Origin of the sequence: Microvirga lupini (genome assembly GCF_014191055.1) — a bacterium.
In the GTDB taxonomy this organism is placed as follows: Bacteria; Pseudomonadota; Alphaproteobacteria; order Rhizobiales; family Beijerinckiaceae; genus Microvirga; species Microvirga lupini_A.
On sequence record NZ_JACHWB010000001.1, the window covers coordinates 813500 to 828757 of the forward strand.

Annotated in this window: 7 protein-coding genes; all 7 read left to right on the plus strand. The window is 58.3% G+C overall.

Annotated features, from left to right (window positions below; translation table 11 throughout):
• Window positions 1–21 precede the first annotated feature (21 nt).
• The 7 genes from FHR70_RS04115 (at window position 22) to FHR70_RS04145 (ending at window position 14544) form a co-directional block, all read left to right on the plus strand.
• Complete coding sequence (locus FHR70_RS04115; protein ID WP_246407865.1) at window positions 22–1416, plus strand: mannose-1-phosphate guanylyltransferase/mannose-6-phosphate isomerase; 1395 nt, start codon at window positions 22–24, stop codon at window positions 1414–1416.
• Window positions 1394–5134, plus strand: a complete 3741-nt coding sequence (locus FHR70_RS04120) for a right-handed parallel beta-helix repeat-containing protein (RefSeq protein WP_183447368.1) — start codon at window positions 1394–1396, stop codon at window positions 5132–5134. The genes FHR70_RS04115 and FHR70_RS04120 overlap by 23 nt, the downstream gene beginning before the upstream one ends.
• A gap of 7 nt (window positions 5135–5141) precedes the next feature.
• Window positions 5142–6239 (plus strand): alginate lyase family protein, encoded by a 1098-nt coding sequence (locus tag FHR70_RS04125; RefSeq protein ID WP_183447369.1) that lies wholly within the window; start codon window positions 5142–5144, stop codon window positions 6237–6239.
• Window positions 6239–9169, plus strand: coding sequence for an SEL1-like repeat protein (locus tag FHR70_RS04130; protein WP_183447370.1), 2931 nt, complete (start codon window positions 6239–6241; stop codon window positions 9167–9169). The genes FHR70_RS04125 and FHR70_RS04130 overlap by 1 nt, the downstream gene beginning before the upstream one ends.
• A 71-nt stretch (window positions 9170–9240) precedes the next feature.
• Window positions 9241–12093: a tetratricopeptide repeat protein gene (locus tag FHR70_RS04135; RefSeq protein ID WP_183447372.1), complete on the plus strand. Its 2853-nt coding sequence runs from the start codon at window positions 9241–9243 to the stop codon at window positions 12091–12093.
• A 59-nt stretch (window positions 12094–12152) separates the two neighbouring features.
• Window positions 12153–13502 carry a tetratricopeptide repeat protein gene (locus tag FHR70_RS04140; RefSeq protein WP_183447374.1) on the plus strand — a complete coding sequence of 450 codons (1350 nt, stop codon included), beginning with the start codon at window positions 12153–12155 and terminating at the stop codon, window positions 13500–13502.
• A 274-nt stretch (window positions 13503–13776) separates the two neighbouring features.
• A complete protein-coding gene (locus tag FHR70_RS04145) occupies window positions 13777–14544 on the plus strand; it encodes a LuxR C-terminal-related transcriptional regulator (protein WP_183447376.1) in 768 nt (255 codons plus the stop codon).
• Window positions 14545–15258: the final 714 nt, after the last annotated feature.

A 15258-nucleotide genomic window follows, 5' to 3' on the forward strand; every position in this document is an offset into this window, starting at 1 on the left:
GACAATATCATCCCGGTTCTCATGTGCGGCGGCTCAGGCACTCGACTATGGCCAGTCTCTCGGTCCAGCGAACCAAAGCAATTTCACGCTCTTTCTGGCAGCGAGAGCCTATTTCAACAAACGGTTCAGCGCTTCCGCACGGAGCAGTACGCAGAGCCTCTCATCGTCGTTAACACCAATCATCGCGATCTTGCATTGCGTGAGATCGGGCATTTGAGCGCAGGGTCGGCCCGGCTTCTGGTCGAACCATGTGTCCGAAGTACCGGCCCCGCCATAGCGGCCGCGGCGGCTCTGATCGCGGAAGAGGATCCTGACCGTTTGATGCTGGTCGCACCGAGCGATCACGTCATTGAGCAGAATGAGGTGTTCACGAAAGCTGTGGCGCAAGCCGCAGTCGCGGCACGTCGAGGGCAGATCGTTCTCTTCGGTATTCGCCCGACTCATCCTGAGACCGGTTTCGGGTATATTGAAGTCAGCGAGGCTTTTGACGAATCCAGCTTCAAGGTCGCGGGCTTTGTCGAGAAGCCGAAGCGAGATGCGGCTGAGGCGTTGGTAGCGGAGGGGCGTCATCTCTGGAACAGCGGTATCTTCATGTTCACCGCGCGGACCATTCTGGAAGAGCTTGAACGTTATGCGCCAGACGTCCTGGCCTGTGCCCGCCGGGCTCTGTCGACAGCCCAGCGCGGTAACGACACAATCCGTCTTGCTGCTGAATTCGATACGGCTCCTGTAATCTCGATTGACTATGCTGTCATGGAGCGGAGCGACCGACTGGTCTGCGTTCCAGTGGCGCCGGAATGGCGCGACCTTGGTTCTTGGGCGGCTTTATGGGATGTGGGAAGCAAGGACAGCAACGGAAATGTCTCCCGCGGCGACACCCTCCTTCAGGAGGTGCGCGACAGCTATGTTCTCGGAAACTCCAGACTTGTTGCCGTCATGGGAGTCGAGAAGCTTGTTGTCATCGACACGGCGGATGCTGTTCTCGTGAGCTCCTTGGATCAGGCTCAGAATGTCGGACGTCTTGCAGCTGAGCTCGCGGCAGCGAAGCGGCCAGAGGCCAACCTCCACAAGAGAGTGCGGCGCCCATGGGGCTCTTATGAGTCCCTGCGCGTCGGTGAGACTTTCCAGGTGAAGCACATCGTCGTCGATGTGGCAGGGCGGTTGTCGCTGCAGTATCATCATCATCGCTCTGAGCACTGGACGGTTGTTTCCGGCACGGCGCGTGTGACTGTCGGCGAGAGGGTCTTTGTCATGAAGGCCAACGAGTCGGTCTATATCCCCAAAGGCGATGTTCATAGACTGGAGAACATTGGCGACGACGAGCTTCACCTGATCGAGGTCCAGTGCGGCACCTATCTCGGCGAAGACGATATCGTGCGTCTGGAGGACCAGTATGATCGCATCGTCACGATCTGACGGTCGAAGTCTATTGCGTATTGTCTCCCTGTTCCTGTCCATGGCGCTGACTTCCAGCGTCATGGCACAGAGCGGCAATGAAATCTCGCGCCTCGCAGAAGAAGCCCGTCAGGCCTTTCTTTCTGCGGAGCAAAGTGGCCTCAGCGTGAAGCAGAAGGCCGGATTCTATCAGGTCGCGCGAGCCCGGGTGAAGCTGCTTGAAAAGTTTGCTGGTCAGGATAGTGCAGGGGCCTCGGAGTTGCGTGATGGGGCCCGTGCCGAACTCATGCGCCTTGCAGATGACGGATTGAGCCATGACATTCTCAGCTCCTTCCTTCTGCAGACTTCGCTTGGGGATATCACCGGCGCCACATCCGCTGCGGATCGTGTGGAGGTCGGCGTATGGTTGCATCAGCTTGCCGGCGAGCAGAGGTCGCCAGCTTACCGTTCAACGGCCTTCGTGGATCTCGCTTATGCCTATGCCAAGGCCGGTGCTCAGGATCGTGCACTGAGATATGCCTCCCTTGCGCTAGACACGGCTGATCGGATTCCCGAGCTAGGAACACGAGGGGGGGCCTACAAGGCTGTAGCCCGCGTAGCTGCCGGGCTGGGACCATTGGGGGGGGATCTGGTTGACCGTGCCGTTACACGGCTTCCTCAATCCCGTGACCGCGCTCATGTGCGCCACGATTTGGCACGAATGCAGCTCAAGGGCAGTGCCTGGGACAAGGCTACGGACGCCAAGCTGGCGGCAGAGGCAAAGAAGCGGTCGGAGAATGGGGATCTCTCTGGAAGCGCATTGATGGCGCTCTCGCTTCTGGACAGCAAAGCAAGAGATGATCTGCTTTCCAGTCTCATCGATGCTGCGATTGCCCAGAAAGAGGACAGGGTAGCCCTTATGGCTGCGCAGGGAATCCTCGATTCCGTCAGCCAGGATGAGGCTATCGGGGCGCTTGTCAGGAGTTATGTCGACCGGGGTGTCCCGCTCCAGGCTGCCAACATGCTCAACGCCATGCAGGACAGCTCCGGTAAGGTTTCGATCCAGCTGACACTCGCCGCTACCCTGAAGCAGGACGGCTATGATGCCATGGCCGAGCAGCTCTTGTCCGCAAGCACGCGACTAGTGGATACTTACCCTGAAACCCTGCAACGCTCCCTTCTGCCCTATGTTGTTCGGGTACTCACACGATCCGAACGTCTCAACGAGGCGCTGGGTTATTCCAGCCGGATTGGGTCTGACGCAGAGGGATCGGCTGCCCTCAGTGAATTAGCGAAAGCGCTCGCGGATCGCGGCCGTGTAGCCGATGCAGAGGCCTTATTGCCGCGCCTTGTTCAGCGAGACGACCGCTCCCATGCGCTGAGTGGAATTGCTCAAGCGAAAGCAAAATCTGGAGATGTTGCCGCCGCCGTGCAGCTCATCCCTGAGCTCGCTGGAACAGAGGATGTGGGACGTGTTCTCGCGTCCGCCGCCAGCACCCGCTCCCAATCCGGCGAGTTTGAGCAAGCGATGAAGCTGGCTGAACGGATCCAGGATACAGGTTACCGTCTTGCGGCCCTCTCGGAAATTGGGCGTCAGGCTAGGCAGCAGAACAAGACGGAAATGAGCGACCTTGTGTTGAACCAAGCCGTTAGGATGACAGAGGGATTGGAGGCAGGGGCGCGGGATAAGGTGCTCCTGGAGATCGTCAGGGCTCTGGCATTAGAGGTAAATAGGGCTCAGGCAGCTGAGCTCGCCAGGCGTATTACGGATGATGACATTCGCGCACGTGCCGAACGGCTGGTCGTTGCAGCCGAGGTAAAAGATCTAATCAGGAAAAGGAGCCGTGGTGAGGTTCCAGAGGCTCTCCTATTGCGAGGCATCAAGAAGATACAAGGCGATGAGAACAAGGCGGAGCTCGCATTTGAGCTCGCCACTCTCCAAGAGGGAGGGATCCACGCTGCCGATCTGATCCGCTCGATCCAAGACGAAAGGCTCCGTCTGACGACTTTCCGGCGTCTGGCCGAGATGCTGGCTGAACGTCTCAGGAATCCGGCCGCGGAGGAGCCCGGTATCGGCATATCGCAGGACGTGCAAACGGTCGCATCCATCTCCGAGAGCCCTGAGGAAACAGCCCAGGAGATCCAGACCAGAAGAGGTCTAGCGCTTATCGCGGGAGATGCTGGAAAGCCCATGAATGCAGTGGGGCAGATCCCCCGAAGTTTCGTGACGGCTGCAGATGTCAGAACTGATACCCCATGGCCCACGGGCGCAGTGGTTGGAAGCACATTCGCGAACCACAATCCCTACATCGCAAGGTTTTTTGAGGACGATGAGCAGGGGAGTGCACGCCTGGAGCAGGCAATCCGGCATCAGGGATTGTCGTCGCCTCGGGTTATCGTGGTTCAAAGTGGTGTCGCGACACTAGGAATGGTTGCCCGCCAATTGCAAGGCACCGAAGCGCGGGATCTCATCGAGTATGGTTCAGGTGCTGTGACAGTGCGCGCGCCCATTTTTGTTGCTCCCGGAGCCACGCTCATTCTGTCCCGCCTTGACAGCCTGACTTATCGTCTCAGCGCCAATGCTGGCGCTTTTATCGTCAATGCCGGTAGTGTTCACATCATCGATGCCGAGGTTGTTGGATACGACGAGAAAGCAAGGGAGCCCCTCTGGGCCGGTCCTGATACATCCAGCAAGTTCCGTCCGTTCCTCCTCACCTGGGGAGACGGACGCATGAACGTGGCTTCATCCACTCTCATGGCCCTGGGCTATGATAACGCCAAGTCATTTGGCTTGAGTTACTCGTCAGGACCGGAGCGCGTGGCGGAGCTACGAGACCAAGCGCGACCTACAGGCGTTGTGGTCGATAGCGTGTTCCATAACCTGCATGTCGGCTTCCACTCCTACGAGGCAGAGCGCATTCAAGTTATCGGCAACGAGTTTCGTGACAATGTTGTTTATGCCTTAGACACTCATGATCGAACGAGAGAGAGCGTAATCGCTCTCAATACGCTCTATAATACAAAGCAAAGGCATGGGATCACTATCTCTCGTGAGGTCAACGAAGGATTGGTAATCGGGAATATCTCATTCGATAATGCCGGTTCAGGAATAGTTATCGATCGTAACAGCACGAACAATGTCATTGATGCCAACAGCTCATTTCGGAACGATCAGGACGGAGTGACCGTCTTCGAGAGCTCTTGCAACGTCCTGACCAACAATTTTCTTGCGAGCAACAGGAGAGACGGTCTGAAGGTGCGTAACAGCGTCGATGTGGGAGCTTATTCCAATCGGATCGAGGCCAATGCCAATTCTGGCGTCAGCGCCTATATCGCCAACATTCTGACGCAGAAGGGCGGAGAGAACCGCAACGCGGATACCGTCAGTTATCTTCCACTCGCCAGCCTGTCTCTCAGACATAACCGCTTCTCGGCGAATGGCGTCGGCATCAACGTCCAGGGTGTGTCGAGCTTGGCCCTGTCCTCTAACAGGTTCGTGAAGCAGTCCCGACGTCTTCTCGGCGGAGATATCCGCGGGTTGGAAGGTCAGATTCTGCGCCTTACGTCACAATCCGATGTTCTTGTCGCAAGCACATGCCGCCCGGCAAAGCCGGTTTCAGTATGCCGCTTACGGGATCAGGGTTTCTTCGAGGGAGGCCGTGAGCTCCAGGTGTTCAGGTCTCAAGGGGGATCAGACTGTACGGATGTCAGTGGGAGCGTTCAGCATCGTGCCTTCTCCAGCACATCTCAAGGTATATAGAGGCAGCATGAAATCGGTTTTCATCGTCCTTCTGCTGAATCTCCTGACGATCGGTTCATCCCACGCTCAGAACAAGGGGTATGGACTGTTCGATGTGGAACTCCGCAGGGCCGCTCTGGCTCAGCCCGCGTTCACAAGCGCTCGCGCGGCTTGCCTTGCCATACCACGCGACCCCGCGTGGAGCAGCCTCAAGCCTATCGATCGTCTCAAGGCGAGTGAGGGTTACGGAACGGACGGGGCTGCCAATGATTTTGCCTGGGCTGTCATGGTCCTCACCGGACGTGCCCTTGCAGGCGATGCCGCTTCGGAAGCCTCACTGCGCGATCTTCTGCTCGCGTGGGCCAAGGCAAAGGCTTTCTCCGATATGGAGGTCGAATATGACGCCTATCATGCCTTGAAACGTGCCCTTCTGCCCACTGTCGCGGCCTATTCCGTTCTGCAGCGCGGACTTCCTGAGGAACACAAGCGGGTGCTGTCCGAGTGGATCGACCCCCTGGTTCGCAAGACCGATCAATCCTTTGAAGGCGATGTCGACCGCAACAACCACCGCTACCTCGCAGACAGTTTGCTGATGGCCTGGGGGGCTGTCATTCGAGACGAAGCTCTCTACGCAAAAGGATATGACCGCTATCGCTCAATCCTGGCGGAGGCACGCCCTGACGGAAGCCTCGCCCGGGAGTCCCGGCGAGGCGCCAGGGCTCTCTGGTACATGCGTCAATCTTTGGCGAGCTTGGTCGTGATGGCGGAGGTGGCTGCCACGCGCGGCACCGATCTCTACGACCTTCGCGTTGGAGAGGTGAATCTTGACCGCATCGTGTCCTACCTCCTCAATGGCATAACGGAGCCCAACGTCGTCATGGCCTATGCGTCCGAGAACTACATTCCAGGTGGGGAGACGGACGCCCGCCGCCAGGATTTGGGCTTCATGACGAAACGCAACCATGGGCGTCACTATATGGCATGGACCGAGCCTCTATTGGTACGGGATCGAGCGGGGCTTGCGACAAAGAGGCTAAAAGCATTGTTCGTCCGCAGTATCCGCTCTGAGCGACCCCTTATCGATGAATTCGCTGGCGGCAATGCGACATGCTTCTGGGGACGCTGATGGCTGAAATCAAATCGCTCCTCGCCAGCACTGTCGCGCTCCTCGCCATCCTTTCGACGTCGGTACTCCAGGCACAGGATTCAACAAGTCCCGAAATCAAGGCTCGCTATCGTGCTGTAACGGCCAAATTGGAAGAGTTGAAACAGCGTGGCGATCCCGCTTCCCTGGTCGAGCATGCGCAACTGTTCCAAGATGGAACTCCGGTCAGCGAAACCAATTCTCTCAAAGTTCGGCGCCTTGACGAGGCAGAGCGCCTTTATGACCAGGCGCTCGCAGTGCAGGGAATGCACTGGCCTTCTGCCGCCGTGCGCCGAGCCAAGATGATCCTGTCACGCGACAAGGACCAGCCTTCTATCCAGAAGGCAATAGACCTTCTGCGCCGAGCCGCGGCGATGCAGAACCGTGAAGCGCCCTTCATTCTGGCTGGCTTGATGGAAGCCGGCATTGGAGGAAAACGCGATATCGAAGCGGCGAAGAATTTGTATCAGATCGCTTTGCGTTTTGAGCATGGTCCTTCGGGCCTCGCTCTGGCACGTTTGGAGACTGATCCCGCCAAGGCGACCGTGTTTGCAACCCAGGGATTGAGGCTTCTCTTCCAGGAGGCGAGGCAGGGTTCGGCCGAAGCGGCGAGGACATTGGCTGATCACTATCGGACAACAGGTGATGGTCCAGAGCGCTTGAGCGCTGCGATCGAGTGGTATCAGCGTGCCATCGAACTCGGTGATGCGGAAGCTGCCTTGCGCCTGGGTCGTCTGCGTCTCGATCCGAAGTCACCCCTGCGCCAGCCGCAGGAGGCCCGGACTGCCTTCGAGAAGGCTGCCGAGCGCGGCTCGGTGGAGGCTGCCATGATCCTGGCTGAGGATCCCTATAATGGCGCTGCTCTCGGCGTTCAGAACGATACCGCTGAACGATGGCTCAACCGCGCCATCGATACAAAAGCGCCGCGCGCGTTGGTTCTGGCAGCGGAGATCCGCAGCCAGTATGGTAATGAGGGCCGCGCAGCTGCCAAGACCCTCCTGCTTGAGGCGCTGCAGAGGGCGGACGACGATGTAACGGCTCTTCTGGCTCTCGGACGCCACGTGCGTGATGGTGTTTTGATTGATCGCGATGTTCCACTTGCGCTGAAACTCTTCGACAGAGCGTCAATCAGCGACAATACGGCAGCATATTATGAGTTCGCCCGCACTGTGCTCAGCCATCAGGACGTAGCAACAGGCGAAATGATCCACTCGGCGATTGACCGGCTGAGGACCGCGGCTGAACGCGGCCATGTGAAGGCAGCCATAACGATGGGCGACGCGCTGCTGCATGGCCATGGGGTTCCGGAATCACAAGCCGCAGCCATGGAGTGGTACCGGAGAGCGGCGGAGAGCGGATCTCCTGTGGCTTATATCCGTCTCGGAGATGTCTATGTCGGCCGTTCCGCCGGGCTGGAGGCTCCTCGGGCCCTGGAATGGTACCGCAAGGCCGCGGAAGCCAACAGCGCGATCGCTATGGTCCGCCTTGGCAAGATGTTCAATGAGGGCAGGGGAGTGCCTCAGGACCAGGCGCTTGCGGCCACATGGTTCAGCCGTGCGGCGGCAGCCGGCAGCGGCTCTGCCATGGTCGAGCTGAGCTCGCTCTACTCTCGCGCTGGCGGCCCAGGACATTTCAACTTGGCTCGCGATGCACTTGAGAAGGCAATCCGCGCCGGCGATGCTCGTGCTCCCATAGCCCTGGCAAAGCTTTACTTGGTTCGTGGAGAGCGCGCACTTGCCGAGATGACGCTCAAGAGGTCCGCCGATAGCGGCAGTGCGGAAGCAGCCTTGAGTTTGGCAGAGCTCTACCTTTCTGGGTCGGCGACGGCAGATCAGCAAAGTGCTGCCCGCCGGTGGCTCGCCTTCGCCGAAAAAGGTATGGCGAAGGAGGACGATCAGGCGAGCAGGATCGCCTCGATGTATCTGCGGCTTCCAGATCCGGCCTCGATTGAGCACGGCTCTTCCGCTTTGGAAGCTTTGGTCCGCAAGAACGACGCGGAAGCGATGACGCTGCTGGCCACCGCTCTCCTGCAGGGAACTGGCCTGCAGCGCGATCCCGTGCGAGCTGAGGCTTTGTTCCGCCGCGCTATCCAGCTTGGGCATGATGGTGCACGCTTCATTCTCGCCAAAGCCTACCGGGATGGTGATGGGATGCAACGTGATCCTGCTCGGGCATTCGCTCTCTATCGTGAAATCTACAGCGAAGAACCGGGCGATACGAAGATTCAAATCGCATTGGGTGATGCCTATGCCCGAGGTGAGGGTGTTGCCCTGGACAGGCGTCTGGCTGCTGAATTCTATGCTCAGGCGGCCCGCCAGGGTGATCCGGATGGGCAGGTTCGCCTTGGAACCGCATATCTCTACGGTGGGGGCGTGGAGAGGGATAGTCAGAAGTCGGATTATTGGTTCTCTCGAGCCGGCGACGCCGGAGTGATTGAGGCAAAAGTCCAGCTCGGCAGCGCGAAGCTGTCGGGCCTTGCGGCAGCGGTCGATGCAGAAGGGGCATTCGCATCGTACCTTCGCGCGGCGGAGGCCGGCTCACAGCCAGCCATGATCGAGGTGGCGCGAGCCTTGATGAAGGGCTTCGGCACTCTCGCCGATCCGGCTCTCGCGAAGATGTGGCTGGAGCGGGCTGCCGGGCTTGGTTCGCCGGAAGCAATGTTCGAACTCTACCGCCTTCACGATCTCGGAGCGAAGCCGAATGTTCGCGAAGCTGAAAGGTGGCTCAGGCAGGCAGCGCAGAGTGGCCATGCCGCCGCCATGTACCGTCTGGCGGTCCGCTATCAGCAAGGAACGTCCGATCAGGACAAGGCAGTGGCTCGAGAATGGCTCGAGAAGGCCGCGCAGGCTGGACATTCGCAGGCTGCCAAGGCCCTGCAGAAGTCCACTGCATCTGCAGCAGACCCGGGGTGAGAGGTGACGACGTGACGATGAGCGTGGCGCAACTGGCTTCGGAACAAGTTCAGGTAGAACGGAGCACGGCAATGATGGTCCTCAACCGTTCCACCAGCAGGAAAGTAAGATACGGCATCGTACAATCGATGCTGTGCCGTTCCGGAACAGCATTGGCCGCCTTCATGATCATGGGCAGCCTTACCGAAGCACAAACTCTGCCGCCGCAATCCCTGGCGCCTGCCTCTGATTTCAGCAAGATCTGCACGCCGGATCCCAAGCCGTTTCTGACCCGGGATTGGAGCAAGTGGGACAAGTCTCAGCCCGTCATCGATCCTGAAGAGATGTATGACGCGGCCATTGCGTATGCGGAGGGGAACTCCGCCATCACGCGCGATCCCGTCGCGGCGAAGCGCCTGCTCGAGGACCTGACCGATAGGGCTTGGCCGGGGCGTGGGCGGGCTCATTTCCGCCTTGGCAAGCTGCTTCTCGATCCGCTTGCAGGACCTGTCGACCCCGAACGCGCCTCGGCACATCTCGCAACCGCTTCATCCATGCTGAACATGGATGCATCCGTTCTGTTGGCTGAACTTCATGAACAGGGGCGGATCAGCAATGCCAGCCTGGCAGAGGCAGAGCGGCTGCTTCGTGCTGCGTCCACAGCCGGTCACGTCGATGGTTTGATCAGCTTGGCCCGGCTGCAGCGCAGCGGGCGTCTTGGCTCGGCGCCCCAGGCTGCAACCGGCGATCTCGTCAATCTCGCCTTGCAGACCCTCTACGGCGAGTTGAGCAAGGGGCGGTGCTCGGCGCTCTACCGGATCGGGCTCATCCTCAGCGACGACAGCCTTGTCCCCGGGGGCTTGCCGGAAGGTGTGAAATGGCTTGAGGCCGCGGCCCGCCAAGGCGATACCAACGCCGATCTGGCCCTGGCTGAGATCTATCTGCAAGAGCGTGCCAAGGCTAGTCCGGACCGCTTCATTCATCACCTCGAACGGGCTGCGGAGGGTGGAAGGCCTCGTGCCATGACTCTGTTGGGCGAGCGCCTCATGCTGGGAGACAAGGCACCCAAAGATGTGTCGAAAGCCGTCACATGGCTGGAACGTGCCGGCCTCAATGCCGATCCTGAAGCCTATAAGCTTCTTGCGCGACACTACCGCGGGGAATTCGGAGCTGCCCAGGACCTGCCGAAAGCTGCAGACGCCCTTGTAAAGGCGAGCCGGTTGCCTAGCCACAGCACGAGCGTTCTTGTGAGCCTCGCACGCCTCTACGCCAACGGCGTGAATGGGCAGCCGGATGTCAAGGCAGCGCTGACCTATTATCGCCGGGCTGCCGACCGGGGCGACGTAGGGGCTCTGACCGATATGGCGAAACTTCTGCTGAACTATCCGCACGAGGGACGTCCGGACGAACCATTGCGGCTGCTCAAAGAGGCTGCTGCCCGCAATCATCCCGAAGCCATGGGGGTCCTCGCAGATCTGTATGCCTGCAGCGCCGTCGTCCCTCCCGATGCATCTCAGGCAAGGATTTGGTTAGACCGTGCAGCGGAGATGGGGCATGTGCGCAGCATTCTCGCCGTCGCGTCCCGAGATGTTTCGGATCAAGGGACTGTTCAGAAGAACGCAGCATCGCTTCTTCGAGCTGCGGAGCGAGGCGACCGGGAAAGCATGATTCTGCTCTCCCATTATTTGAGGTCGGGTCTGGGTGTGAAGCAGGATAGCCAGGAGGCCGATCGCTGGCGGGATGCTGCGCTCGCACAGGGTGAAGGGCGGTCTCGTGCGCTGCTCCTTCTGGCGCGCAGAATCCAGAACGGTGAGGACGAAGACCGGAATGCTGGGGCTGCGAAGAAGTTTCTCGAACAGGCTGTACAGGAAGGTGAGCCGGGCGCTCAGCTGGAGCTCGGACGCCTTTTGATCGGCCAACGTGGCGACAACGCCGATGTATCGCGAGGTCTGCAGCTTCTCCAGGCAGCGGCAGCTGCGAACAATACCGCAGCCATGCTGGCGCTGTCCGAAGCTCCGAACGACCTGCTGCCTTCAACGGGAAGAACGGCGCAGGATTGGAAGAAAGCCGCTGCGGAGGCTGGAAACCCCCGGGCCGCCATTGCGCTTGCATCAGCTGCGCGGGACGAGACGGAAGCAACGCGTTGGCTTTCACGTGTCGAGACGCTGCCGGTATGCGCAACACGGGATATGGTTGAACTCGCACAGGCCTATCATAAGGCACCTGGCGCACAGCATGATGAGCGTGCGCGCCACTGGATGCAGAAGGCACTCAGCCATATCCAAAATGGTGTGCGGGATCCGGCGGCCTTGTTCCTGGTTGGCAGAGCCATGGCCGACGGGGTCGGTGGGATGGCGGATAAAGAGGTTGCTATCGCCTATATCAGGCTTGCTGCCGATGCCGGGCGTATTGATGCCATGCGGTACCTCGGACGTGGGTATGTATCCGGTCAGTTCGGAGAAGGTAACATTCAAGCGGCCGTGGAATGGCTGTCAAAGGCTCTGCGCAGCGGTGACGGCACTGTTGCGGCTGATCTGTCTCGCCTTGCGGCCATTCCTGGCAAGGAGGGAGAGGAAGCGATCTCTGCTCTGAAGGAGAGCGCGGAGAGTGGATTTGCACCCGCAATGCGAGAATACGGCCGCAGCTTGCAGCTCGGATTGGGACTGCCTCCGCAGCCGGATGTCGGCGCCTCCTGGCTGCAGAAAGCTGCGGAGGCTGGTGACACACCTGCGATGAAGGAACTCTCTCGCGCCTATGCCTCCGGCTATGGCGTTGAACTCTCAGCCCAGTCGAGCACGGAATGGCTGAAACGCGCTGCAAAAGCTGGCGATGCAGAGGCCATGCAGGGTCTCAGCCTCGCCATGACTCTCGGCTTCGGAACGGATGTTGATCCCATTGCGGCCCAGGAATGGCTGAAGACGGCCGAGGGAGCAATCCGGAAGTAAGCTCGGCTTCGGAACGGAAGACGGATGTAACCGTCTCTATATGGCGGTAGGAGAGGCAGATGATGAGAACAACTCAATTTGTGTTTTTGAGTTCTCTGTTGGCAATGACCGCGCCGGCCACAATGGCTTCTCCAAACCCAGGCGGCGGATCACAGGTGAGGCAATCTCAGACGGCCGTGCCCTCTGCGCCGCCTACTCAGGCGCAGCTTCGAGCCATGTCCACTTTGCGTCTGTTGAAGCTCGGGCAGAAAGCGCTGACTGAAGAGATGGACACGCAGGATTTCGTGACCGGGCTTGATGCCGTCAAGATTGCGTCTGCGCGTGGAGACCGTGAGGCGACGCGCCTGATGGCCAAGATCATGGCTCGTCATCAGATCATCCTTGGCTCTGACGATCGCGCAAAGCTTGAAAAGCGCTTTCGGTATGAGGCCCTCCGAGGGGCATCGAGTTCTGTTCTCGCCATTGCCAATATGTATGACCGCGGCGATGGCGTCCCGGCTGATACGAAGAAGGCGGCTGAATGGTACTTGTGGGCTGCACGTGTCGGGCACGAACGCGCCATGGCACATGTCGCCTATGCCTACGGAACTGGTCGCGGATTGGAGCGCAACGCGGCCACTGCCCTGAAGTGGCTCGATGGCGTGAACGAGGGGCGCCAGCGGAGCACTCTTCTTGAGATTGGATGGGCTCTCGCCTTAGGCACGGAAAGTACAAGAGATATGCCGTCCGCTCTTCGGTTCTTTGAACGCGCAGCACAGATCAAGCCCAGCGCTGTCTATCAGGTCGCCCTCGATCTTGAGAGGGGGACACGAGGGGTTCAGGATCGCGATGCTGCAGGCCAATTGATCCGGATCGCTGCCGAACGGGGCGACAGTGGCGCTGCCACTCATCTGGCCAATGCGCTTTCCAGCAGCGGCAATGTCGAGGATCAACGTCGGGCGGTGCAATTGTACAGCCTCGCGGCTCAAGACAAAACCAATCTCGCCGCTGGGCAGAGCCTCTCGCGTCTGCTTGCTCTGCGACCATCAGGAGATCTTGTCGCTGACATCATTACCGCCCTAGACAAGGCAGCCGCAGCGGGCAACACAGAAGCGCTCATAGGCTTGGCCCATGCTTATTCCGAAGGTATCGGTCTTGATCCTTCGCCCGAAAAGGCGGCCGCTCTGCTGCAGCAAGCTGCAGAGGCAGGACTTCCTGAAGCGAAGTATAGATTGGGCCTCATGTATAAGACGGGTACAGGGGTCGCGGCTGATCTCGGAAAGGCCGTTGAGCTCATAACGAGTGCTCGGGAGAGCGGTTATCCTCTCGCTGCCGTTGCGCTGAGTTCCATGACAGAGCCTGCCGTGACAAACTCCGTCGAGCAAGCTGCGAAGCCTGCAGACCAGGCAAGCGAAGCTGTTGTAAAATAACACTATGATGCCAGCCTCAATCGCAGGCTCTATAGCTCTGCAGTGCGGGCATAATTGTATAATAAGGTCTCACCGGACCAGGTGTACCCTTATGGCCGGGGCTAATGGGTAAGCTTGTCGAAGGTCGAGGTGCGATAACTCTGTTAGGACGATACGCTTCGCCGATCTGAGATCTCTACCTCCTAAGCATAGTTCTTTACCTCTTTATTAGGGATGGTTGAAGAAGCATTAATTTGTACAATTGGAGGTAATCTCTGCGGAAAAGGCACATTGCATGTCAAACCTGTTGCCGATCACCACCGTCCTGGGTTGCAAGAACTCCATGCTTCGCGAAGGCTTAAAGCATGTCCTCTCAAGCACGCGCTTTAAACTGTACTCAGAGGCTATGACACAGGACGAGATCCTTCTGGATCGGGAGGTGCTCGGTTCGCCGCTGCTCGTCATCCTCGATGCAAATCTTTATCCATCGAGGCTCTCTCATGGGGTGGCATCCATCAAGGAGCAGTATCCTCAGGCGCGAGTTGTCGTTCTCTCCGATAGCTTTAGCCTCGATGCCATGAAGTCCGCATTCCAATCAGGTGCAGATGGCTACTGTCTTGCGACGACTGGATGCGAGGCTCTGATCAAGTACCTTGATCTTGTCATGTTGGGTGAGGTGGTATTTCCGTCGGCTGCATTCCTCAATGCCATCTCCGACACTCGGCATGAGACTGATACTTTGAAGGAGGCATCAGCGATCATGATCCCTCCCGCACATGTGCCGCAAGCTCTTGAGAACCAGGAATCGGCCATACGGACACTTTCGAGCAGGGAGGCCGAGATCCTTCAGTGCCTCATGCAAGGAGCCCCGAACAAAGTGATCGCACGCAAGCTCGATGTGGCTGAAGCAACAGTCAAAGTGCACATCAAAGCTATTCTTCGCAAAATCCGCGTCGCCAATCGAACTCAGGCTGCCATGTGGGCGGTCAATCATCTCTCCGGTGGGGGAGAGGCCTCGTTGCAGTCATCCAGTGAAAGGCTGTCGGCACACGGTCTGCGTTAAGTCGACTTCCAAGGTAGGGTGACGCAGGTTGGTGTCCCATTGGCTGTTGCCGAGTCCGACACCTATGAAACGGAGCCTCAACAGGTTCTCCTCATCATCCATGATGCAAGGTTAAATGGCATCAGGCCAGACGTATCGTTTGGCCTAAGCTCGCACCTGGATCTGTGTAAATGCCCTCAAAAGTCTAGAGAATCGAACGCAAAAGTGGGCACCGGTTTTGCGTGGAAAGATGCTTTAAGTTTTAGAATCAGGATTTTGCCAGACAAATCTTTCTGATCTTCAGAGAGTCAAAGTCTGTCACGCCACTTCTCTGAACAAGAATTGATACATAATTATATACGGATTTGCCTCCAATCCAGCTTCTCTTGAAGATTTATGTTCTTTGCATTTGCTACTTTGTAGCCGATTATACCTTATGATGAACGATTGTTAAAATGTTTTGAATGGGCATTGATTGCTTCTAATAAGATTATAAGCTAAATAACTTAAGGGAAATTTTACTATTTGCCTTACCGAATCAAGACCAGAAAGGCATCTGCAATGCGGAACACCTACGATCTTGATAGCCTCCCTCATCCAGGTGCCTCTTCGGCCAAGGATGTCGCATACTCCAGATATATGGAGTTGGCGCGTTCGATCGAGCCTACTGGTTCAGACCATGCTGCAACCAGACCGATCAGGACGTTTCTTGTTGAACCCAATGCCCTGCTGCGG

Excerpts from the sequence above, each read along its gene's own strand:
- FHR70_RS04115 (WP_246407865.1), top strand. The coding sequence starts at position 22 with ATGTGCGGCGGCTCAGGCACTCGACTATGGCCAGTCTCTCGGTCCAGC.
- FHR70_RS04120 (WP_183447368.1), top strand. The coding sequence starts at position 1,394 with ATGATCGCATCGTCACGATCTGACGGTCGAAGTCTATTGCGTATTGTC.
- FHR70_RS04125 (WP_183447369.1), top strand. The coding sequence starts at position 5,142 with ATGAAATCGGTTTTCATCGTCCTTCTGCTGAATCTCCTGACGATCGGT.
- FHR70_RS04130 (WP_183447370.1), top strand. The coding sequence starts at position 6,239 with ATGGCTGAAATCAAATCGCTCCTCGCCAGCACTGTCGCGCTCCTCGCC.
- FHR70_RS04135 (WP_183447372.1), top strand. The coding sequence starts at position 9,241 with ATGATGGTCCTCAACCGTTCCACCAGCAGGAAAGTAAGATACGGCATC.
- FHR70_RS04140 (WP_183447374.1), top strand. The coding sequence starts at position 12,153 with ATGATGAGAACAACTCAATTTGTGTTTTTGAGTTCTCTGTTGGCAATG.
- FHR70_RS04145 (WP_183447376.1), top strand. The coding sequence starts at position 13,777 with ATGTCAAACCTGTTGCCGATCACCACCGTCCTGGGTTGCAAGAACTCC.